At 41.3% G+C, this 22,625-nt stretch carries 17 protein-coding genes; 8 read left to right on the top strand and 9 right to left on the bottom strand.

The features are described 5' to 3' along the window. Positions 1 to 13 precede the first annotated feature (13 nt). Both R9C00_08230 and R9C00_08225 read right to left on the bottom strand, forming a co-directional pair. Positions 14 to 3,121, bottom strand: coding sequence for a TonB-dependent receptor (locus R9C00_08230; GenBank protein WPO37434.1), 3,108 nt, complete (start codon positions 3,119 to 3,121; stop codon positions 14 to 16). Positions 3,122 to 3,191: 70 nt separating this feature from the next. After that, positions 3,192 to 4,199, bottom strand: coding sequence for a DUF4974 domain-containing protein (locus tag R9C00_08225; protein WPO37433.1), 1,008 nt, complete (start codon positions 4,197 to 4,199; stop codon positions 3,192 to 3,194). A gap of 841 nt (positions 4,200 to 5,040) precedes the next feature. Here R9C00_08225 and R9C00_08220 point away from each other — a divergent pair. The 6 genes from R9C00_08220 to R9C00_08195 all read left to right on the top strand — a co-directional run bounded on the left by R9C00_08220 (position 5,041) and on the right by R9C00_08195 (position 15,382). Beyond that, positions 5,041 to 6,492, top strand: a complete 1,452-nt coding sequence (locus tag R9C00_08220; GenBank protein WPO38766.1) for a sodium:solute symporter family protein — start codon at positions 5,041 to 5,043, stop codon at positions 6,490 to 6,492. Next, positions 6,482 to 7,636 (top strand): amidohydrolase, encoded by a 1,155-nt coding sequence (locus tag R9C00_08215; protein WPO37432.1) that lies wholly within the window; start codon positions 6,482 to 6,484, stop codon positions 7,634 to 7,636. Before R9C00_08220 ends, R9C00_08215 begins: the two co-directional genes overlap by 11 nt. Positions 7,637 to 7,758: 122 nt before the next feature. Next, entirely contained in the window at positions 7,759 to 8,427 is a 669-nt protein-coding gene (locus tag R9C00_08210; GenBank protein WPO37431.1) for a response regulator transcription factor, read from the top strand. Continuing rightward, complete coding sequence (locus tag R9C00_08205; protein WPO37430.1) at positions 8,424 to 9,794, top strand: ATP-binding protein; 1,371 nt, start codon at positions 8,424 to 8,426, stop codon at positions 9,792 to 9,794. Before R9C00_08210 ends, R9C00_08205 begins: the two co-directional genes overlap by 4 nt. 81 nt (positions 9,795 to 9,875) lie before the next feature. Then, a complete protein-coding gene (locus tag R9C00_08200; GenBank protein ID WPO37429.1) occupies positions 9,876 to 14,201 on the top strand; it encodes a CusA/CzcA family heavy metal efflux RND transporter in 4,326 nt (1,441 codons plus the stop codon). Then, positions 14,201 to 15,382: an efflux RND transporter periplasmic adaptor subunit gene (locus R9C00_08195; protein WPO37428.1), complete on the top strand. Its 1,182-nt coding sequence runs from the start codon at positions 14,201 to 14,203 to the stop codon at positions 15,380 to 15,382. The genes R9C00_08200 and R9C00_08195 overlap by 1 nt, the downstream gene beginning before the upstream one ends. Before the next feature lie 45 nt (positions 15,383 to 15,427). On the opposite strand, the gene R9C00_08190 is transcribed toward R9C00_08195, so the two are convergent. Beyond that, positions 15,428 to 16,282, bottom strand: coding sequence for an AraC family transcriptional regulator (locus R9C00_08190; GenBank protein ID WPO37427.1), 855 nt, complete (start codon positions 16,280 to 16,282; stop codon positions 15,428 to 15,430). Between the two features lie 472 nt (positions 16,283 to 16,754). Here R9C00_08190 and R9C00_08185 point away from each other — a divergent pair, with 472 nt between their 5' ends. Together R9C00_08185 and R9C00_08180 are read left to right on the top strand one after the other, a co-directional pair. Next, entirely contained in the window at positions 16,755 to 17,750 is a 996-nt protein-coding gene (locus R9C00_08185) for an LLM class oxidoreductase (protein WPO37426.1), read from the top strand. Then, entirely contained in the window at positions 17,747 to 18,547 is an 801-nt protein-coding gene (locus tag R9C00_08180) for an SDR family NAD(P)-dependent oxidoreductase (protein ID WPO37425.1), read from the top strand. The genes R9C00_08185 and R9C00_08180 overlap by 4 nt, the downstream gene beginning before the upstream one ends. Positions 18,548 to 18,607: 60 nt before the next feature. On the opposite strand, the gene R9C00_08175 is transcribed toward R9C00_08180, so the two are convergent. From R9C00_08175 to R9C00_08150, 6 genes are all read right to left on the bottom strand, one after another. Beyond that, the gene (locus R9C00_08175) at positions 18,608 to 19,687 is read right to left on the bottom strand and encodes an acyl-CoA desaturase (protein ID WPO37424.1); all 1,080 of its coding nucleotides are present in this window, start codon (positions 19,685 to 19,687) and stop codon (positions 18,608 to 18,610) included. Between the two features lie 157 nt (positions 19,688 to 19,844). After that, positions 19,845 to 20,030: a general stress protein CsbD gene (locus R9C00_08170; GenBank protein ID WPO37423.1), complete on the bottom strand. Its 186-nt coding sequence runs from the start codon at positions 20,028 to 20,030 to the stop codon at positions 19,845 to 19,847. Positions 20,031 to 20,093: 63 nt separating this feature from the next. After that, positions 20,094 to 20,351 (bottom strand): hypothetical protein, encoded by a 258-nt coding sequence (locus R9C00_08165; GenBank protein WPO37422.1) that lies wholly within the window; start codon positions 20,349 to 20,351, stop codon positions 20,094 to 20,096. Between the two features lie 11 nt (positions 20,352 to 20,362). Then, the gene (locus R9C00_08160) at positions 20,363 to 21,211 is read right to left on the bottom strand and encodes a transglutaminase family protein (GenBank protein ID WPO37421.1); all 849 of its coding nucleotides are present in this window, start codon (positions 21,209 to 21,211) and stop codon (positions 20,363 to 20,365) included. A 26-nt stretch (positions 21,212 to 21,237) separates the two neighbouring features. Further along, on the bottom strand, positions 21,238 to 21,585 hold the full coding sequence (locus R9C00_08155; GenBank protein WPO37420.1) for a cupin domain-containing protein: 348 nt from the start codon (positions 21,583 to 21,585) through the stop codon (positions 21,238 to 21,240). A 358-nt stretch (positions 21,586 to 21,943) separates the two neighbouring features. Further along, a complete protein-coding gene (locus tag R9C00_08150; GenBank protein WPO37419.1) occupies positions 21,944 to 22,510 on the bottom strand; it encodes an AraC family transcriptional regulator in 567 nt (188 codons plus the stop codon). Positions 22,511 to 22,625 lie beyond the last annotated feature (115 nt).

The following is a 22,625-nucleotide window of genomic DNA, read 5'->3' as shown; positions in this document are numbered from 1 at the left end:
TTATCAATCAATCTTAATTATTGAACAAGTCAAACTTGACCCCAAGGCTCACTCTCATGTTATAGAATTCCTCCTGCATGGTCTGAGAGCTCACACCTTGATAATACCTCAATGGCTGGTTGGTAATGTTATTTACTTCGGCAAAAATCCTCCATTTTGGGTTGAGGGCATAAGAGCCGTTAAAATCTACAAATGTCTGCTTGTCGTAGAACCTGTCTTCAAATGGTTCGCCACCAAGTTCGTCTAGGTAATCAGAAGCGTAGTTCACAGAAACTCTCAATACCAATTTCTTAGTTTCATAAGAAAGTGAGCCATTGAACATATGCTTTGCAGTACCTGGCAGTGGCAAAGTTTCGTCTTCTCTTCCTTGGATACCATTGGTTTCCGACTCGGTAAAGGTGTAGTTAGCATACACGCCAAACCCTTTCCAGAAACCTGGCAAAAAGTCCAACTGGCGCTGGAACGCGGTTTCAAATCCATACACATCTACAGCATCTCCATTGAGGAAAGTAGTCAACTCTATGTCGCTTCCATACACTGGATGCGTATAGTTTTCTTCTACTCTTTCATAAATAAAGTCATCTATTTTCTTGTAAAAACCGCCTACTGAGAACAAGCCTACAGATTTGAAATAACTCTCTGCCATAAGGTCGAGGTTGGTAGCAAGTGAAGGTTTCAAGTCGGGATTACCAGCTTCCAATTCCGAATCGTCTGGCACCCATGCTTCAAAAGGCACTAGGTTGAAATAATCTGGACGAGCCAAGGTTTGGGTCACTGCAAACCGCAATACTTGGTTGTCGGTAAAGTTGTATTTAAGGTGTAAGTAAGGTAAGATGTTGGTGTACGTTTTATCACCAGTAAGGTCGCCTACTTCTTCTGTATCATCATTGAAAGAAAATCCTTTGTAGTCGATGCTTGTATTTTCCACCCTCATACCTGCTAAAGCATAAAACTTCTCGGTGAACTGGTAATCGGCCATTAAATAAGCAGCCAAAATATTCTCATCTGCTACGTAATTACCTGGAACATATTCACCTTTTGCATCAGAGCTTTCAAAAATACCACCATTAGTCAAGTCTAATTGAGAAAGAAATTCTTTTGTAACAAACCTGCCTGCTTCATACTTTTCTCCTGCCAAGAAATCTGATTTGGTTTGGTCTTCTGTTGGCACATCTCCTAAAGTTGAGCCAAAAGCATCTTCATCAATTGGTTCATACTCAAAGAAATTATTGTCTCTCACCTTAGACTTACCACGATACCTACCACCAAACTTAAATATGCCGTTTGTTGCAATTGGAAGCTTAAAATCTAAACGGGCATTCCAATCTTTTTCATACGTATACCCCTGCTCTTCAGTAAGTTCGTTAAATTCAATATCCTGCCAATCGTTTTCCCCTGATGCTATCACTTGAGGTTTTCTAGGATCTCTCACATCCATAGTGATAGGCATTCCTTCTGACCTATACAAAATATACCTTTCGTTTGGTCTATCTTCACTTGCTTTGGCATGAGTCACTGACCAGTCCATTTTCAAGTTGCTTCCGAAAAGGTGATCGCCTCTCAGTGAGAAGTTGTAATTTCTTTGATCTTCTAACCTTTTTTGCTTTATCCTTCCATTATCAATCCCTCCTTTTGTCTGCCTTCCGATTCGAGCTTCACCTTCAAAAATGCCATCACTAATCTGGGTAATATCACCGTCTTCATACGCATCTCCCAAATCATCAATTCTCAAGCGGTAACGACTTTCCCAGTCATCTCTCCAGTTGTACATACCACTCAACAGTATTTTGTGGTTTGGAGCAAGCTCATAATCTACCGATGCAGAAATACTCCTTCTCACCCTTTGCACATAATAAGTCCTCAAATCATACTCGTCCAATATCGCTCCATCGTCCGTATCTATCCAAACAGCCTCTACATTATCCGAACCGAAGTTGTGGTTGTTGTAAGAAGCACTTACAATGTAACCCAATTTATCGTTTGCCACTCGGTTTCCTACCACCAAACCACCAGTCCAGATCGGTTTGTTTGAAAGCATGTTCACACCCGAAGCGAGCGTACCAGAGACACGCAGCCCATCAGGAGCATAACGAGTCACCAAGTTTACCGAACCGCCAATAGCATCAGCGTCCATATCTGGTGTTAAAGACTTATTCACCTCAATAGTCTGGATCATATCCGCTGGGATAAGGTCCAACTGCACACGGCGGTTATCACCTTCGGCAGATGGCACACGCTCACCATTGATAGTCACTGAGTTGAGCTGTGGAGCCATGCCCCTTACAATGATGTCCCTTGCCTCGCCTTGGTCATTTTGGATAGTGATACCTGGCACCCTTTTTAGGGCATCGCCCACATTGGCATCGGGAAAGCGACCTATTTGATCAGATGCTACTATGTTGGTTATGTTCGAATTGTTCTTTTGTTGGTTGATGGCTTTTGCCTGCCCTTTGAGCCTATCGCCCAATACCAATACTTCTTGTCCTATGGTAACCCCTGGCTCAAGCCTTACCTTCACATCGCTGGTAGCCCCACCAGTTACTGCAACATCTTGCTCCAACGTGCTATAACCGATGTAAGAAACTTTAAGGTGATGTTCGCCTTCTGGCACTTTCAATATGGTAAAATAACCATTGGCATCCGTCACGGCGCCTATGCCGCTAAGGTCGGTAACCAATACATTTGCACCTGGCAAGCCTAATCCGTTTTCGTCATAAATCCTTCCTTTCAATACACCAAACGCTAAATTATACGCTTTTTTGAGCTCTTTTTTGGAAATGGCACTTCCAGAAGGTTTTACCAAAATATTTCGGTTTATCTGCTTGAAACTCAAACCTGTTTCTATAGCAATTTTTGTCAACACTTCTCTCACACTTTTCTCATTTTCATTGAGAGTGATTTTAGTGCTCAAAGGCACTTTTTTGCTGTTGTACATAAATCTGAACCCTGTCTTTTTGTCAATTTTCTCGAAAGCGACTTCGATAGGCTCGTCATGAACGCGTATGCTGATGATGATATCGCTGATGCTTTTCACTTTGTCGCCGGAGCCTTCTGCGCTAGCACCAAAAGCTGAAACGGCAATGAAAAATATCAGAATAGGCAATCGTAACAGTGTTTTCATAACTTAATTTGTTTAGATATAATCTGCAATTTTGGTTTGTATGAATAATCAGGTTGAATTGTAACAAGGATCAATCACATCCTTTACCAGATAGCGTAATGTTTTTATCTTCTATTTTGTAATTGATATCGCTGGTGTAGCGCAAACTTTCGAGCACGTTGTCCAGCGATTCATTTTTGAACTCCCCACTTAGCAAACATTGTTTTATATCTTCATTTTTAAACAAAATGTTCACTCCGTACCACCTTTCCAGCTTTTTGGCTACAGCTTCCAGCGGAGTATCGTTGAACAGCAGCGTGCTGTCTTTCCAAGCAAAAGCCTGAGCTACATCAAAAGCGGCAACAGCAAATTCCTGCTGCTCCAAATCGAAACTCGCTTCCTGATCAGAAATTAATACTACCTTGTTATCAGGTTGAACCGTTTCATTTACCTGCACCTTCCCCGAAGCTACAGACACCTTTAGCTTGCTTAGCTCAGGATAAGCAGCAATATTGAAACTAGTGCCCAACACCGAGGTGGTAACCTCACCAGAAATGATCCTAAACGGACGAGCCGTATCGCGGGCAACATCGAAAAAAGCTTCACCTTCGAGGTAAACCACTCGCTCATCAGCCGCAAAGTGCTTCGGCACTTTCAGCACCGATTCCGAGTTGATCTTTACCACCGTCCCATCGCCCAACTTTAGCGTTTGCTTCGCCCCTGCCGGAATAATTTTTTCTATATATACAATGGCAGGCTTCTCTTCGGAAGCAGATTGGTTGAAATAAACCGCAAGCCCAACTCCTAGCAATAGCGCCACAGAAGCAGCTATTTTTAGGTAAAAAGGAGCTGTTGATTTCTTTTCTACCTGATGGATAGGATATACCTTCAGCTTTTGTTGCAAAAGCTTTTTACCATCAGCCACATCAAAATCTTTTTGGTTGAAATAATCTCTTTTCCAAGCTTGGCAAGCCTCTTCATACAGCGCTTGGTTACTTTCCGAAGCCTCTATCCAACTGTCCAATAAATCATTCTCTTCAGAGCTAATATCGCCAGCCAGTCGGCGGGTGATCAGTGCCCAGTACTCGTTCTCAGTCATGCGAATTCAATTACTAGATTCACCTGTATAGAGGAGATTTTTGCCCCCGACCCGAAAGCCAAACCTTTAAAGAACTGTAAAGAAAGTATGAAGAAAGAACAAGATTGGATTAAGGAAAAGTGAATAAAAACCGTAGAAAAGCTGGTTTTTTCGTATTACCCCACCAAGCTATCGCACCAAAGGCATTGGAAATCTATCCTTTAGCAAGTTACACATGTGTTAATGTAGAAACTCAGCTCTACTTAGTTGATATGTTTTTTGTGCAACACCTATTGGCGTTGTGTTCTCCCCTCCTTACTGCAATTGTGCAACCTCTGCAAGGTTGTGTTTCAGAAATTTCAACATTAGAATCACCGACGACAGGATCTTTCCAGAAGACCGCGTCGTGTTTGAATCATTCTAAGCAGATAAAACTTGTCATGGAAATAGTTCTTTGCCAAAAACAACCAACTCATTAAATGAAAGGCCAACTCAGAAACTACCTCAACCGGTACGGTGAGCTTAGCGACACAGAAATGAATATGTTCTTTGCTTCCCTAGTAAAGAACATCATTTACACTTTATCAATTTACGAAATCTTCATTATTATTTACTTTCTCTAAATCTGCTGCAAAAACACATTAAGGTCTTTCAAATTATCATTTCTGCCATATTATGATAGTTTTGGGAAAACAGGATTTCACCTACCACCCAAGCGGGATACCTTACCGCTAACTCAATCATAACATAACACCCTTTCACCACCAAGAGAAAATCTCGAACAGAAGAATCGGGCTATTCATCGGCTTGAATCCTCTTCTGCTTACCCTCAATTCTGGAAATTTGAAAATCAGCTATGGAAATTCACATTATCGATTTAAGCATTTTTATCACCTACTTGGCTTTTATGTTGGGTGTCGGCTTCTATTTCATGAAGAAAAACACTTCTGAAGACGACTACTATGTAGGAGGAAGAAATATGTCTGCGGGGCATATTGGCTTGTCCGTTGTCGCCACGGATGTGGGAGGAGGCTTTTCAATTGGTCTGGGCGGCTTAGGTTTTATGCTTGGGCTTTCAGGTAGTTGGATGCTTTTTACAGGGCTGATTGGCGCATGGACCAGTACAGTTTTGCTTATTCCCAAGATTTACCCCATTGCCAAAAAGCACAAGTTCCTCACCTTCCCCGAATCCTTAGCTTTCCGCTACAACACCAAAGTAGCCCTAGTTGCAGGCATCATCTCCTTGATAGGTTATGTCGGGTTCACGAGTTCACAAATTCTAGCCGGAGCTAAGTTGGCTTCTGCCACTTTTCCCTCTATTTCCATCAATAATGCAGTGCTCATTATGGGAGTCATCGCCGTGATATACACCGTAATCGGGGGAATCAAAGCCGTGATATACACCGATACTATTCAGTGGATCATCCTCATGCTTGGCTTGATCTTGATCGGCATTCCAATAGGTTATACCTACATTGGAGGTTGGAAAGCAATAAGAAACACACTTCCGATCGATTTTTTGACCCTTACAAACATTTCCTTTGTCCAATTTTTCAACTGGCTGATCACCATCGTCCCCATCTGGTTTGTGGGCATGACGCTTTACCAACGGATTTATGCCTGCAAAGATGAAAAAACGGCAATAAAAGCATGGCGAATAGCAGGCTTGTTCGAATGGCCCATCATGGCATTTATGGGAATTGCCTTGGGGCTTTTTGCCAAAGTCGCTTACGAGCAAGGCATGTTCACAGAAATTGGCTATGCGCCCAATAGCGGCTTGGATGCCGAACTTGGCTTACCTATTTTGCTCAGAAAGATCTTGCCCGTTGGTTTGATGGGCTTAATGATGTCCGCCTATTTTTCGGCAATTATGTCTACCGCAGATAGTTGCTTGATGGCAGCTTCCGGCAACTTCACTACCGATATTTTAGGCTACTTTAGAAAAGGAAAAAAGAGCTTGACCATCATCACCTCCCAAGGTATTACTTTACTGATAGGAGCTATTGCCATCCTCATCGCCACTTCTATGCAAAATGTATTGGAACTGATGTTGTACTCGTATGCATTCATGGTTTCAGGTTTGTTAGTTCCTGTTTTGGGCATGTTGTTCTTAAAAAAGCCCAATTCTATGGCAGCAATGACGGCTATGGTTTTAGGCGGAGGCACTACGCTGGCACTCATCCTCTTCGAAACCGAGCTGCCTTACGGGCTTGACGCCAACTTCTTTGGGATTGCCATTTCCGCAATGAGCTTTTCCATTATCCAATTTGTTACTATAAAAACAAACATCTTACAATTCGCCAATGACAACTAGTTTTATTGATCAACTAATTCCGAGGTTGCACGCTATTCGAAAAGAGCTGCACGCTTATCCGGAGGTTGCGGAACAGGAATTCGCAACTGCCAAAAGGATTGAGAATCACTTACGTGAAAACACCAGTGCAACGGTTACCAGAGTAGCAAAAACAGGTGTTTTAGCTATTTTTGATAGTAAAGTGGAAGGAAAAACCATTTTGCTCAGGGCAGATACGGATGCGCTCCCCATCCAAGAAGTGAATGATTTTACGCACAAATCTACCTTCCCAGCCATTTCCCACAAATGCGGGCACGATGGCCACACTTCCATCATGGTTGGCGTGGCGGAAATAGCGACTAAGTTTCCGATAAAGACAGGGAAACTGCTGCTACTTTTCCAACCTGCCGAAGAAAATGGAATGGGCGCTCAGGGCGTACTCAACGACTCTGGATTCCAGCAATTTGAGCCCGATTTTGTATTTGCCTTACATAACTTACCGGGGTTTGAAAAGCATCAGATAGTTATAAAGGAAAAAGCATTTACAGCCAATGTAAAAAGCATTATCATTAAACTGAACGGCAAAACTGCCCATGCGGCAGAGCCCGAAAAAGGGTTTAATCCAGCATTGGCAATTGCCAAAATATTGACCTATTCAGAAGAGCAAACCAATAACTTTCCCGAGCGAGAAGATTTTTTCTTGGTCACTCCTATCTACCTGAACATGGGAGAATTGGCTTACGGAATTTCTGCGGGGTATGGAGAAGTACACCTCACCATAAGAAGTTGGTCAAATGAACTGATGGAGGAAAATATAACAAGGCTACTTTCCTTTATCGATAAGGTTAGTGAAAAATACCACCTGAAAGCAGGCATAGAATGGCTTCAAGTTTTTCACGCCAACCAAAATAATGCAGAGGCAATCGCAGAAATCAAAAAGGCAGCCTTGGAAAATCAGTTTTCACTCAACCAAATCAAGCATCCATTTAAATGGGGCGAGGATTTTGGGCTTTTTACCCAAAAATGCAAAGGAGCCATGTTCGGCTTAGGTGCTGGCAAAAACATGCCTGCGCTGCACAATCCAGATTACGATTATCCTGATGAAATTACCATTACGGGCATCAAGATGTTTCACCAAATTGTTAGTCAGACCTTAGGTTGTTAACACATTGAAATCTTTTTGTCAAAAGATTTATTTTTTTGACAAGGAATGAAATTGATGTTTTTTTAAGCAAATCTTAAGAATCCATTATATGTTGCTTAACCAGAACTAACAATCTTTGTACTATGAGAATACTGATTGTAGAAGATGAAGAAGGCATAGCCGCATTTCTAAAACAAGGACTTGAGGAAGAGTCTTTTGCCATAGATGTCGCTTATGAAGGAAAAAAGGGGCTAGCATTAGCTTTGTCGGGTGAATATGATCTACTATTGCTCGACTGGATGCTTCCAGGGCTGAGCGGAATAGAAATTTGCAGGCAGTTTAGAAAAGAATTCCAAGAGACTCCCATCATATTTCTTACCGCAAAAGACACGGTGGACGAAACCGTTTTTGGCTTGCAAGCAGGTGCCAACGATTATATCAAAAAACCTTTTCATTTTGAAGAATTGCTAGAACGGATAAAAGTCCAGCTCCGCCCCAAATCTGGTGAGCATGCGGTTTTCAACTTAGGGAATATCACGCTCAACACCGAGACCTACCAAGTCCACAAAGACGGGCAGGAAATTAGCCTTACGCAGAAAGAATTTGCCCTCCTCGAATACCTAATGCGCAACAAAGGAAAAGTCTGCCGAAGAACGCGCATCATCGAAAGTGTTTGGGACATTCACTTTGAATACAACACAGGCGTGATAGATGTGTATATCAATGCCCTTCGCAAAAAACTTTTGCTAAACGAGGAAGAAAACTACATTCAAACCGTTCGAGGAGTCGGGTATATAGCCAAAGAAATATGAACCTTAGTTTTAAAGATAGAATAGCTTTTTATTACATGGTCGCTACAGCGGTGATCATGGCCATCGTTTTTGGAATTATTTATTTTGTGGTGCAAACCACTGTTTGGAACAATCTGGACAATGATCTTTCGTACGAAGCTGAAAAACATACTAAGGAAATAAAAATTAGTGGGGACAGCCTTGAGTTTCTCAACAAGAGAGAATGGGAAGAGCGAGAACACAGAGAAATTCAGGTCAATCCTGTCTTCATCCAATTGCTCAATAAAAAGGGTAAATTGATGGACAAATCCCCCAACCTAAAAGAGGATTATTTACCTTTCGAGAAAACAAAGTTTGAAGGACATTTTGATGCAAAACTCAGTAACAGAAATATCAGGCAAGCCCAATTGCCCATAGAGCGCAAAGGCGAAGTAAAAGGATATATTCTTGCTGCCATGTCTTCAGAATCGTCTCGCTCTATATTACACAACCTCCGAAAGGTACTTACGTTTTCCTACCTCATCGTGTTGGTTGGCCTATATTTCACCTCCCGTTTTTTGGCAGGAAGAAGCATTACACCCGTGAAACAAATCACCAATACCATCACCCGAATTACCAAAAACAACCTGAAAGAGCGGGTAGATTTACCTCAACACAAAGATGAAATACACCACCTTTCTTCCAATTTCAATGCGTTGCTAGAAAGAATTGAAGGAGCTCTTGAACGGGAAAAACAATTTACCTCCGATGCCTCTCACGAGCTAAGAACTCCCTTATCTACCCTGAGGGGGACGCTAGAAGTGCTGGTAAGAAAGCCTAGAACGCAAGAGCAATACGAAGAAAAAATCCACTACAGCCTTTCGGAAATAGAGCGAATGGCTACTATTATTGAGCAATTACTTTTGCTGGCTCGCCTAGATCCCAATGCCAACCTCCATCCTGACTCGTTGATTTCCCTACCAGCCCTCATAGACGAGTCCATCTCGCGGTTCAAGAAATCAATAATGAAGAAAAACCTGAAAATAAATATGGAAGGGCAGCAAGAAGAGGAGGCACTCGTCCCAAATTACTATTCTAACCTCATCGTGGACAATATCCTCAGCAATGCTGTAAAATATTCTTCGAATAATGCCACGATAAAAATACGCATCGATGTAGTTGACAAACAAACCATCTGCTCCATCCAAGACGAAGGAATAGGGATAAAAGAAGAGGATTTGGCACACATTTACACAAGTTTTTTCCGATCCGATTCCTTAAACCATAAGCACATTACTGGTAATGGGTTAGGGCTGCCGATTGTAAAAAAATGTGCGGAAGCCATAGATGCCACGCTCGACATCAGCAGCGATTTGGGCAAAGGCACCACCGTAACTATCCGATTTTAAGGAAATCTTAAGAAAAGCCTGAGAAAGCTCTAGGATACCTCTATATACATTTGCTTCTGTACATTAAATACTACCGCAGCAATGTTAGAGCGAATCCTTCAATACAGCATCCAGCACAAACTGATCATTCTCTTATTTTCGGCTGGCATCATAGGCTTTGGTCTATTTTCCCTTTCCGAAATCCCCATTGGTGCCGTACCTGATGTCACCAACAACCAAGTGCAAATCATTACTACTTCCCGCAACTTAGCAACGGAAGATGTAGAAAAGTTCTTGACCTACCCTGTTGAGCTGGAAATGGCCAACCTTCCCGAGGTAAAGGAAATTCGCTCAGTTTCCAAGTTTGGACTTTCCGTGGTGACCATTGTATTCAATGAAAAAATTGGGACGTACCTTCCTAGGCAATTGATAGCCGAAAAAATCAAAGCTGCTGAAGAAAAAATCCCTGCCGGGTTTGGAAAACCATTTATGGGTCCTATCACTACAGGGCTGGGAGAAATTTATCAGTACGTAATAGATGTTGATTCGGCTCATCGCAAGGACTACACCCTCGCAGATGTGCGTACCATTCAAGATTGGATAGTAAAAAGGCAGCTTTCAGGTATTCCGGGCGTAGTAGAGGTAAATACTTGGGGAGGCTTTCTGAAACAATACGAAGTAGCTCTCAACCCCGATAAACTGCGAAGCCTCAACTTGTCCGTTTCCCAAACATTTTCAGCTTTAGAAAAAAACAACAGCGTTGCTGGCGGAGGATATATCGAAAAAACAAACCAAGCCTATTTCATCAGAGGAGAGGGGTTGGTTGGCTCGCTAGAAGACATTGAGAATATTGTGATAGAAACCAGAAATGGTATCCCTATCTTTATCAAAGATGTCGCTACAGTTGGTTTCGGGCATGCCACTCGCTTTGGCGCTATTACCGGAAATGCCGAAGGTGAAAAAGTGCTGGGACAGGTGATGATGCTGAAAGGAGCTAACTCGAAAGCGGTGATAGATGCTGTGAAAGAGCGAGTAGAGGAAATATCCCCTTCTTTGCCACCGGGCATCAGTATAAACGCCTTTTTGGAAAGAAGCGAGCTCATCGGAAAAACCACTTTCACTATTGCAGAAAATCTAATCCTAGGCTGCCTTATTGTTATTTTTGTAGTGGTATTACTACTGGGTAATATCCGCTCTGGGCTTGTAGTGGCTTCCGTTATTCCAATGTGCCTCCTATTTGCTCTCTCGCTCATGTACATCTTCGACGTGGATGCCAACCTCATGAGCCTTGGGGCAATCGACTTCGGGATCATCATAGATGGAGCCGTTATCATTGTAGAATTCATCGCCTTTAAAATTACTGCCGAACGCTCAAAGCTTCTCGGCATACCGAAAGCTGAAAGGCAAAATTTCATTGACAACATCACCCATAGCGGAGCTAGTAAAATGATGCACTCTGCCGTGTTCGGACAGCTCATCATCATCATTGTTTTTATTCCCATCCTCTCCTTAGTAGGTGTAGAAGGAAAAATGTTCCGCCCTATGGCCCTCGTATTCTGCTTTGCGCTTATAGGTGCCATGATCCTTTGCTTTACCTACGTACCCGTAATGGCATCTTTGTTTATCCAGCCTACAGATGCCAACAAAAAAACCATTTCTTCCCGTCTGATCTCTTTTTTGGAAAACACCTACAAACCGACTATTTCTTGGGCACTTCGCCAAAAAAAGCTTGTGCTAAGTATGGCGTTCCTACTTTTGGCTACCGTTGGGTTTCTGTTCACACGCATGGGCGGGGAGTTTGTGCCAACGCTCGACGAAGGAGATTTTGTAATCCAACCCGTACTAAAAACAGGGACTTCACTCAGCAAAACGGTAGAGGCTACAACTAGAATGGAACGTATTTTAATGCAGTTTCCCGAAATAGACCAAGTGGTGAGCAGGATTGGAGCAGCTGAAGTACCCACCGACCCCATGTCCATGGAAGAAAGTGATATCATCATTAAGTTGAGACCAAAAGAAGAATGGGTTTCGGCAGAAAGCAAAGATGAATTGGCAGATAAGTTCAAAGAAGCTTTATCGGAAATACCGGGAGTAGATTATGAATTCACCCAGCCCATAGAAATGCGGTTCAACGAGCTGATAACAGGTGTCCGTGCCGACTTGGCAATCAAGATTTTTGGAGAAGATTTGGATGTGCTTTTTCAAAAAGCCAATGAGGTGGAAAAAGCCATTCGGAACATAGAAGGCGCTGCCGATATCATCGTAGAAAAAGTTGCCGGACTTCCGCAAATGTCCGTAAAGTACGATCGGCAAAAGATTGCCAAATACGGCCTGAACGTGGAAGAGCTGAACAATATCATCATGATGGGCTTTGCAGGAATGCCTGCCGGAATGGTGTTCGAGGGGGAAAAGCAATTTGATTTGGTCGTTCGGTTCGATAAAGAGCACCACAAAGACATTCAAGATATTGAAACGGCTACTATCCAACTTCCCAACGGAAGCCAACTGCCGCTCAGCGAATTTGCTACCATTAGCTACACCAAAGGCCCTGCAAAAATCTCTAGGGACAACACGAAGAGAAGGATTGTTGTAGGGGTAAATGTGCGAAATAGAGACCTCGAATCGGTAGTGAAAGATGTTCAAGAAATAATCAATCAACAGATTGAGTTGCCCACAGGATACAGCATTGACTACGGAGGGCAGTTTGAAAATCTGCGTACAGCAAGAGAACGCCTAACGGTCGCCGTACCTATTGCTCTTGTGCTCATTTTTACCTTACTCTACTTTGCCTTTGACTCGGTAAAAGAGGCGCTAATTATCTACAGTGCAATCCCTATGGCTGCGGTTGGAGGCGTCATTCTCCTCTATATCCGAGATATGCCGTTTAGTATTTCGGCTGGGGTCGGGTTTATCGCCCTTTTCGGTATAGCCGTACTCAATGGAATCGTACTCATAGAAGAATTTAAGGAGCTCAAAGCTCATGGGATCAGTAATATAAACCGCCGCATTCTGATAGGTACCAACAACCGTTTGCGCCCCGTATTGCTTACCGCTTCGGCAGCTGCGCTGGGCTTTTTGCCCATGGCTATTTCCACTTCCGCAGGTGCAGAAGTACAACGCCCTTTGGCAACGGTAGTAGTGGGTGGGCTTATTTCAGCAACGGCTCTTACTCTCATAGTTTTGCCCATATTGTACGCCCTTTTCGATAGAAAAACTCGGATACCTAAAAAGCAGGTGGTCGTTGTATGTTTAACCTTGGCGCTACTTTCCTTCCCCATGCTAGGCAAGAGCCAAAATAACAAAATAACGGCAGAGGAAGCTATTGAAATCGCCTTGCGGAACAATCTAGGCTTGAAGGCTTCCGCCCAGCGCATTGAGCAGAGCGAACAGCTTTTGGGGAGTGGGATCAACATAGATAAGACCGAGATTTATTACAGTAAAGATGAGAACAATATTGCGCTCAACAACTTACCGCTAAATGTTTGGGGTATTAGCCAATCCTTTCAGTTCCCTACCGTTTATGGCACTCAGCGCAAAGTGATGAAAGGGAAAATGCAACTGGCACAAGATCAATATTCGATAAATGAACGATTAGTGACCAAGGAGGTTTCCAAAGCTTACTACGAAATAGTCTATTGGAAACAGATGTTGGAAAACTATTCCTATCTAGACAGTATTTACACCGTTTTTGAATATTCTGCCAATCGGAAATACGAGCAGGGAGAATCTAATTACTTGGAAAAGCTTACCGCCGAGACCAAGAAGAAAGAAGTTTCGATACAGTTGAACCAAATTCAAAAAAGCATCCAGCGATCGTACATTCTGCTGAACCAATGGTTACAATCAGATTCTACCTTTGAGATTAGCGATACGCAGCTCCAACAAATAGGGCTTGTACCGCTTGATACCTTGGACCATCCCGGGCTAAGGTACTATTCTGATGCTTTGGTGCTTTCGGGTCAAGAACTTTCTGTAGAAAAGCAGAAACTACTTCCAGATCTAAACATCGAACTGTTCCAAGGAAACAACAATGGCTCGGAGGCTCGGCCATATACTGGTTTCCAAGTTGGGGTGGCCATCCCGCTGTGGTTTGGCAGTCAAAAATCTAAGATAAAGGCGGCAAAGCTGTCTACTTCCATTTTGGCTTCCGAAAGGTCCAATTACAAAATCCAACTTCACTCAAAATATCTAGCCCTTCAGTCTGACTTGCGACAATTTGAAGAGGAGCTGGACTACTACAATTCGACAGGCAAAAAGCTCTCGGAAGAAACCTTGTTCCACGCTACAAAGGCTTTCCAAAATGGGGAAATAGATTTCCTCCAATATGCCCAACTGCTGGAAAACACAAAAACCATTGAATCGAACTACCTGACCTCACTTTTCCAATACAACATGACGGTACTGGAAGCCAACTATTTAATGAATTAATGATGAAAACATATCATGCAATCCCAATGCAGAACATCTCAATACGGTCTTTGATCTTTCTTGCCATGCTCACCTTGGCAGCTTGTTCGTCAAAGAAAGCGCCAGAAAACCCATCTGAAGAGGCGGAAGTTATAGCCCTGCCTGAAAGCGGGTATGAACTGACCAAAAACCAGTTCCAATCCTCTGGTATGAAGCTAGGCAAACTGGAAATGCAAAATTTCCATGAGGTGGTAAAAGCCAACGGCATGTTTGATGTTCCTCCAAAAAACCGGGTATCGGTAAGTGCTTACTTTGGGGGATATGTAAAAGACATCCAGCTACTACCTGGTGAGCAGGTAAAAAAAGGGCAAATCTTATTCCTGTTAGGGAACCCTGATTATGTACAACTTCAGCAAGATTTTCTGGAAGCGCAAGGACAATTGGTTTACCTTAAATCAGACTATGAAAGACAGAAAAACTTGGTAAAGGATAATGTCACTTCGGAGAAAAACTACCTCAAAGCCGAAGCGGACTACACCGTCACACGAGTCAAATATGAATCGTTGAAAAAGAAGCTAGAGCTCATGAACATAAAGCCTAGTTCCCTCACTTTAGAGAATATCGTTACCACGGTAAAAATCACCTCGCCGATAGATGGCTATGTAACCAAGGTCAATATTACCCAAGGGGAATTTTTAAATGCATCGAACATAGCTATCACGATCATCAACACCAATCATATGCACCTAGAGCTGAATATCTTTGAAAAAGACCTTGCGAAAGTAGCCATTGGCCAACAGATAGAATTTAGAACACAAGAAATCGATAGCAAAACTTACAAAGGGGTTGTCTATTTGGTAAACAAAACGGTTGATCCTGAAAGCCGCACTATCGGTATCCACGGCCACCTATCGGATGAAAACAATACCCATAAATTCAACCCAGGCATGTATGTTCAAGCCGATATTTACACTACTTCGGAATCAAAAACGTCCTTGCCCCAAGATGCTATTGTGGAGGTAGAAGGGACCAATTATGTACTGGTGTTAAAGAGTTCTTCTGAAGCGGGATACACGTTTGAAAAGCACGAAGTAAGCATTGGACATATGCATAATGGATATATAGAAATCTTAAATAGCAAAGACTTCCCAGAAGATAGCCAATTCCTTATCGATGGAGCTTTCAATCTGATTACGGAGTAGGACGTTTAGGCAAGTTTCTAGCGATATCTGATATAAAATCGAATTTTAAGCACAACAGGTTTGTCCGCTTTGCTTGAATTCTTTTATGGTCATTCCGTAAACATTTTTGAACGCCTTTGCTAGGTGGCTGCTATCGGTAAAGTTCAACTGATAAGCGATTTCCTTTAGGCTAAAGTCGGTATGAAGCAGCTTCGTTTGCACCAATTTTAACTTGGATTTTGTGATATATTCTGCAAGCCCCATCTCTGCATGCTTTTTAAAGTACTCAGAAAAATACGTGGGTGAAATACCAAACCTATCTGATAAAACCGGAATTCTTAGCAGTTTTTGGTCATTGATATTCGTATTGATATACCGCAATACCTCTCCAAACCTACTATCTATTTTATTCGCCTGATCTACATATTGCTTTTCCACACTCCTTGCCAAAATATTCAGAATAGCAGTCATCATACCCGTAATAATAGAATCAGAATAGCTATCTGCAGAAGTATACTCTTTGAAAATAGCCTTGATCGTTTGCACTATAAATGCCCTTTCTCTCTCCGAGCTTATAATATCTCCTGGTACTTTATTGTAATTGGAAAGGACGTAAGCCATCTTATCAAACCAGCTCTTGTAATCGATAGGTTTATCGTCGCTCAGAAAATAATGGTCTGTAAACCTGATAAAAAAGAAACGAGAGGGCTCATGGATTTTGAATGAATGGCAATCCATAGGCGGCAGAAGGAATACATTTCCAGAACTATATTCAAATTCATTCAGGTTTATGCATTGATACCCCTTACCATAATCGACATACACTAGCTCGAAGAAGTTATGTCTATGAGGCCTTTTTTCCCATTCTGAAAACTCCTCCACTTGAATTTCAAAAATCTTTTGAGTCTCTTCTAATAGCATAGTATTAATATTGGTTCACCTATGCTAAAATAAACCAAATACGGTTTAAAAACTACAATTCAAGTTAAAAAGCCTCTATAAAAGCTATTTCCCCAAATCCCTTACCGATTTAACCAATAATTATACAATCATATTTTTGATACTAATATGCACCTTTGTATTACTTAAAAACAATATTAATTTAAAACATAAAAACGATGGTTTATTACTCTATTCTAGATGTCGGCCCTACAAATGATGAAACGCGTGGAAGGTAAAGAAGAGGGAGCTGCACTTAACTTTATGAAAGATTCTGAATATGTACCTCACTTTAAAGCACGTACAGCATTGTAAGCAACTACTTACTTATAAAAGCGAAAGATGATCCTGTTAAAAAAACCACATGGATTTTTCCGCAACTTGCAGGAAGACCCATGCTCTAAGAATGAAAATTCAACACCGTTAATAAACGATGCCTAGCACAACTAATAAAATGTCAAAAAAAGCAAACAGATCGGAGTTTCAAATAATAAACCAAGGTTACAACAGCATTTTCAAACCTAATGAGCTAAGTCTTGGTCTTGTAATTCCTATCGAGAATTACTCAAATAGCCCTGTACCAACTATGAAAGATCATTTGCAACGGGTACAGCAAATAGAGGAATTAGGGTTTAAAGCTTTGTGGGTTCGAGATATCCCTTTCAATGTACCTTCATTTGGAGACGCTGGGCAACTATTCGATCCTTTTACCTATTTAGGATACTTGGCGGGGCAAACATCAAGCATTACTTTAGGCATTGCAAGTATTGCACTTCCCTTGCACCACCCTGTTCATGTAGCTAAGTCAGCCGCAAGTATCGATCAGCTCTCTGGCGGAAGGTTTGTGTTAGGAGTTGCATCTGGCGACAGGTACGATGAATACCCTGCAATGGGTATCAATCATGAACAGCGAGGCAACTTATTTCGTGCGTCTTTTGAATACATAAGAGAGGCAGAAGAAAGCTTCCCGACCTTAGCCTCAAACCCATACGGAGAGCTAAAGGGAAATATTGACATACTTCCTAAACCTACTGCTCATAAAATACCCATGCTAATCACTGGATATAGCCAGCAGTCACTGGAGTGGAACGTGGAAAATGGAGATGGGTGGATGTCCTACCCTAAAAACCTATACCAACAAAAGCTCACGATAGAGCAGTGGCGAGAACTTATTGCTAAAACACAAGACTTCGACAAGCCTTTTATACAACCCTTATATGTTGTATTACAAGACAACGATGATTTTAAACCAGAGCCTATCCCACTAGGTTTTAAGATTGGCGCTAATTATTTGATTGAATATTTGGATCAATTAAAAGACATGGCCGTGAACCATGTGGCCCTAAACCTTAGATTTAATTCTATGGATATGAACAGCACCTTAGAACGAATTGCCAATAAAGTATTACCCCATTTTCATACTTTCAAAGGAGAACAAATAGTATCATGAAAAAGACCATATTAATAACCGGAAGCACAGATGGAATAGGCAAGCTTACTGCAATAAAGTTTGCCAAGGAAGGGCATGACGTTTACCTTCACGGTAGAAACCCCAAAAAGCTTTCTGATGCGATCTCAGAAGTGAAATCACTATCAAAAAATGATAATATAAAAGGATTTGTAGCAGATTTTTCAGCATTGGATTCAGTAAGGAAGTTGGCTCGGCAAATCATAAAAGAGCTGCCCAAAATTGATGTGCTCATCAATAATGCAGGTGTGTTTAAAAGTTCTTCACCATTCAATAAAGATGGTTTGGACATGCGAATTGTTGTAAATTATTTGGCTCCCTATTTACTTACAAAAGAGTTGATCCCTTTACTAAACAAAGGAATAGAACCACGCATTTTGAACCTAAGCTCGGCTGCACAGTCTTCGGTAGACTATGACGTATTATCTGGGAAAAAACAGGAACATGAACAGGAAGCCTATGCTCAAAGCAAATTAGCGCTGACCATGTGGAGCTTTTATTTGGCAGAAAAGGTTCAAAATATAGCAGTGATTGCCGTAAACCCAGGCTCTTTATTAAACACGAAAATGGTAATGGAAGCCTATGGAAACTCTTGGTCTTCCGCTGATAAAGGGGCAAATATCTTATTTGACTTGGCAATATCTGACGATTATAAAAACATGACTGGAGCCTATTACGATAATGATACCAAGGGCTTTGAGGCAGCTCATTCAGATGCTTATGACGAAGTGAAAATTGAAACTCTCATTAAAGTAACTACCTCTATGCTAACAGCGTAATTATCATACTCAACAATAAAAGGAAAAGGGCGCTTTGTGCCCTACCCTTTCGAAAGTAAATTAAGCCCTACCCAACTGGCGAAGCATTTTTATATGGCTTATAAGTGCGTCAAAGAAGGTTTTTTCCACCAAGTACGGCATACCGAACTCCTCCGCCGTTTTGGAAACAATTTTGGAAATGTGTCTGTAATGCACATGGCAGATATTAGGTAACAAATGATGCTCTATTTGATAGTTGAGCCCACCAATAAGCCAAGAAAACACCCTGCTCCTTGGTGCGTAGTTGCTTGTTGTAGCCAATTGGTGCAATGACCAATCGTTGGCGATGATTCCTTTTTCATTCGGTTGGGGAAATGCGGTATCGGGCACAACATGGGCCGTTTGGAAAACGATGCTCATGCAAATTCCGGTTACAAAATGCATGCTCAAAAAAGCCGACACTATGATCCAAGCAGGTAATTGCACCATAACCAGCGGAAGCACTAACGCATAGGAGTAATAAAAGACTTTCCAAGCGGCAATTTTCAAAATATTAGCCCTAAACTCCCCTTTTTCTTTGAAAAAACCCATTTTGTTATAGCGGCTCAGCCTTACAAAATCCTTCATAGTCACCCATGAAATTGTGGAAAGTCCGTAAAAGAACCAAATGTAAATGTATTGGAAGCGATGAAGCCAATATAACTTTGCATGTGGGGAAAAGCGCAGGAAGAAAGGTGCGTTAATATCATCATCTGCTTGATCTACATTTGTATAGGTATGATGGAGCACATTGTGCTGAATCTTCCAAACACCGGCATTCGCCCCAATAAGGTTCATGGTGTAGCCCAAGTATTTATTCACTTTTTGGCTTTTTGAATAAGACCCATGAATAGCATCATGCATCACCCCCATTCCTATGCCGACCATCCCTAGCCCACACATTATATACAAGGCAAATAAAACAAAGACATTAGCGACTATTCCTGTACCCATAATAATGAGAGGCACAAAGAAAACGGTTAGCATACACACAGTTTTAATCACCATACTACTATTACCGTATTTATTTTTGTTATTACTTTCGAAGTATTCATCTACCCTCGTTCGCAAGGTCTTTGCAAAGCTGGAGCCTCCTGGTTGAGAAAATTTTAAATTTTTCATTGTTGTAATGGTTATATTTCATTGAGGTTTCCCCCATGCTTTACCCCCATTCCACAATAGAGAGGGCATTTTTAAGTACCCCGCTAGCCATAGGGGCAAAACAAAAAAATTTGGAAGGGATAAAAATCCCAAGCCATTTTTGTTTTAGCATAATTCCTTAATAAGTCTGTAGTTCGGCAAAGAGCAATTCCAGCTCCTCCCGTGTTTTTCCAAGCTTTTTGGAAAGCCTATCAAGCATACCTTCTTTTTGCCCTTCCTTATAGGCGAAATCTTCGTCGGTAAGACAAGAAAACCTCCATTTAAGCATAACCTTTTGTTCTCTCCAACTTCTTAAAATATCCATTTTTGGGTTGCCTATGGCATTTTGGGTTAAGATGATTTTCTTTCGGGAGTGGGTGTAACTACTTTAAGGCAATAGGTCAGGTGCGGGTGCTATTTTTGCATTATTTTCATCTAAGCTTTTTTTGTTTTTTGCCGCTAGTGCCAAATCTTCCACAAGCTCTCGTTCAAAATACACCTCTTCTTTTCTCTCAGGGAAGTCCTGTACTTTACAGTAATAAATCCGATCTATGTACCGCCTGACAAGCAACTTGGTAGTTGGGTTCTTTTTTGAAAAAACCACATCTCCGGCGTTGTACTTATTCTGAACAAATGTTCCACTCATAATTTTAATAGTTAGATTTTTTCAATTAAAAGGGATGTCTCCATATTAGTATTTGGAGCTCCCCTGTACGTTCCAGTAATTGGCATTGTATGTTGATAATGGGCACTGGAACAAACTGGAATATGGGAGCTTCCTGCAAGTATTCCATTGCTAGGATCAAACCCGACCCAGCCAGCCCCCGGGAGGTAAACTTCCACCCAGGCATGTAATTCGTAAGGAGTGTGCCCCGCATTTGTAAAATAATACCCACTTACAAACCTCGCCGCAATGCCAAAATACCTGAGCAGATGAATCTGCATCCAAGCAAGATCCCTACACGAACCCTTTCCACGTTGAAGAGTGGTCTCTGGGCTATTTGGCTCCCCTACCAGCCTTGTCTCTCCTGTAAAATCAGCATAAATCCTATTGGTAAGGTTCACCAGAAAATCCAAGGTTTTATTGTTAGAATTGGCAAGCACGGTATTTCCGAAGTCAATCAGCGAGTTGCTGATGTTATATGGCAAAAGTGCCGCATGCAAGATCATCTGTGTTTGTGGATCGTATTGCAAGGGCAAATCATAATTTTCGATGGGGAACAAGCCAAAGTTAAATGGATTATTTTCCCACAGCGTCACTACGGATATTGAACGGAAACTAACCATCATATGAAGTCCATCAAACTGGCAAAAATAGACCGAGTTGTTTTCTGCATCGCTTTGTTCCGACAAGCTTATAGGAGTTGGAAATATCTTGAAATCAATACTTTCTAGTTTATTGTAAGATGTGACACGTGGTTTGAACCTCAAATAATGAGGTTCGATAAATACCTCATTCGTAAACTCATATACCGTTTCGTGTACTATCTTTAATTTCGTTTCCATTTTTTGCTCCATAAGCGTTTTTGAATTTAGATCACAACATCTTCATACCCACTTTTAATTATTGTGGAAATCATTTTGAACCTCACATTGGCTTTTATACTATTTTGGGCATGGGCAGGGATAATGATAGCCTGCCCTGTTTCAAGCAAGTGAGACTCCTCATCGATAACAACCTCAGCCTTTCCATCAATTACTTGTATGAAGGTGTCGAATGGAGATTTTTTAGTAAGGGACTCTCCTGTATCAAAAGAAGACACCGATATATTGCCAGTTGTTTTCTTTATGATCGTTTTGATAACTACCGAATTGGGGACATATTCAATGATCTCTACAACGACGAACGCATTTGCCTTTGCTTGTTCAGTATTTCCCATTTTATTTGGTTTGAACCGTTAATCGTCACTTCGCTTTTTTTCCATGCGTTTTTCCTCTTTGGCAGCCCGTTTCTCCTTCAATGTTTTTGCTGGAGCCGTTTTGTTCGATCTGGATTTACCGTCTTTCTCTTTAGACATAATTTCTACTGTTAAGTATTGGATTGTCTAACTAACTTTAGTTAGTCTCACAAAGATCGGCAGATTTGTAGCGGAAAGTATTACAAGGAAATGGCAAGGTCTTACATATATCCCATGTTTTGGACAGTAAGCAACTAATCGGACTGACAATACCTAAAAAATATTTATTGTTACAGGAAAGAATATTGTTTAAAAAGGCATCTAAATCGACTTTAGTTGCTTATACATCTTCCAGGTTTTGTTTGCGTTTGTTTTTCAGTTGCTTATAAAATGTTGGCGTAAGCCCGGTGATTTTTTTGAATTGATTAGAAAGGTGGGCTACACTGCTGTAATGCAACTTATAGGCAATTTCGGTAAGTGTCAGCTCATCATAAATCAGCAGTTCTTTTACTTTTTCTATTTTATGGAGAATGATAAACTGTTGGATGGTGATCCCTTTCACTTCTGAAAAAATATTAGCCAAATACGTATAATCATAATCCAGCTTCTCACTTATATAATCAGAATAGTTCACCTTGGGCAATTCGTCTGTATAATGAACCATTTCGATGATCACATTTTTGATCTTCTCTATCAGGATACTTTTCTTATCGTCAAGAAGCTCCAGCCCAGATTTCTTCAGGTTTACTTTCAGTTGTTGCCTTTGGTTTTCCGTAATCTCTTCCAAGATTTCAACCATTCCCAAATCAACAATAACATGATGAAGCCCTAGTTTCAGCAGTTCTTCTTTCACCAGAAGTTTGCAGCGCAAACTTGCCATGTATTTGATATAAAGCTTCGTATTCATATTATCTAAGTCCCAATTTTAAATTCATCCTTTCTTCTTTGAGAACATTTTTGGGACCTATATAAGTTTGTTTTCCAAGCTTATGTACGGCAAAATTGTTTAGTCAATTTCAAAA

This window comes from Flammeovirgaceae bacterium SG7u.111 (assembly GCA_034044135.1).
Lineage (GTDB): Bacteria > Bacteroidota > Bacteroidia > Cytophagales > Flammeovirgaceae.
This window is presented reverse-complemented; position numbering and strand designations above follow the sequence as displayed.

What these genes read in the sequence shown, in the direction of transcription:
- R9C00_08230 (WPO37434.1), bottom strand. Translation starts at nt 3,121, where the DNA reads ATGAAAACACTGTTACGATTGCCTATTCTGATATTTTTCATTGCCGTT.
- R9C00_08225 (WPO37433.1), bottom strand. Translation starts at nt 4,199, where the DNA reads ATGACTGAGAACGAGTACTGGGCACTGATCACCCGCCGACTGGCTGGC.
- R9C00_08215 (WPO37432.1), top strand. Translation starts at nt 6,482, where the DNA reads ATGACAACTAGTTTTATTGATCAACTAATTCCGAGGTTGCACGCTATT.
- R9C00_08210 (WPO37431.1), top strand. Translation starts at nt 7,759, where the DNA reads ATGAGAATACTGATTGTAGAAGATGAAGAAGGCATAGCCGCATTTCTA.
- R9C00_08205 (WPO37430.1), top strand. Translation starts at nt 8,424, where the DNA reads ATGAACCTTAGTTTTAAAGATAGAATAGCTTTTTATTACATGGTCGCT.
- R9C00_08200 (WPO37429.1), top strand. Translation starts at nt 9,876, where the DNA reads ATGTTAGAGCGAATCCTTCAATACAGCATCCAGCACAAACTGATCATT.
- R9C00_08195 (WPO37428.1), top strand. Translation starts at nt 14,201, where the DNA reads ATGATGAAAACATATCATGCAATCCCAATGCAGAACATCTCAATACGG.
- R9C00_08190 (WPO37427.1), bottom strand. Translation starts at nt 16,282, where the DNA reads ATGCTATTAGAAGAGACTCAAAAGATTTTTGAAATTCAAGTGGAGGAG.
- R9C00_08185 (WPO37426.1), top strand. Translation starts at nt 16,755, where the DNA reads ATGTCAAAAAAAGCAAACAGATCGGAGTTTCAAATAATAAACCAAGGT.
- R9C00_08180 (WPO37425.1), top strand. Translation starts at nt 17,747, where the DNA reads ATGAAAAAGACCATATTAATAACCGGAAGCACAGATGGAATAGGCAAG.
- R9C00_08175 (WPO37424.1), bottom strand. Translation starts at nt 19,687, where the DNA reads ATGAAAAATTTAAAATTTTCTCAACCAGGAGGCTCCAGCTTTGCAAAG.
- R9C00_08170 (WPO37423.1), bottom strand. Translation starts at nt 20,030, where the DNA reads ATGGATATTTTAAGAAGTTGGAGAGAACAAAAGGTTATGCTTAAATGG.
- R9C00_08165 (WPO37422.1), bottom strand. Translation starts at nt 20,351, where the DNA reads ATGAGTGGAACATTTGTTCAGAATAAGTACAACGCCGGAGATGTGGTT.
- R9C00_08160 (WPO37421.1), bottom strand. Translation starts at nt 21,211, where the DNA reads ATGGAAACGAAATTAAAGATAGTACACGAAACGGTATATGAGTTTACG.
- R9C00_08155 (WPO37420.1), bottom strand. Translation starts at nt 21,585, where the DNA reads ATGGGAAATACTGAACAAGCAAAGGCAAATGCGTTCGTCGTTGTAGAG.
- R9C00_08150 (WPO37419.1), bottom strand. Translation starts at nt 22,510, where the DNA reads ATGAATACGAAGCTTTATATCAAATACATGGCAAGTTTGCGCTGCAAA.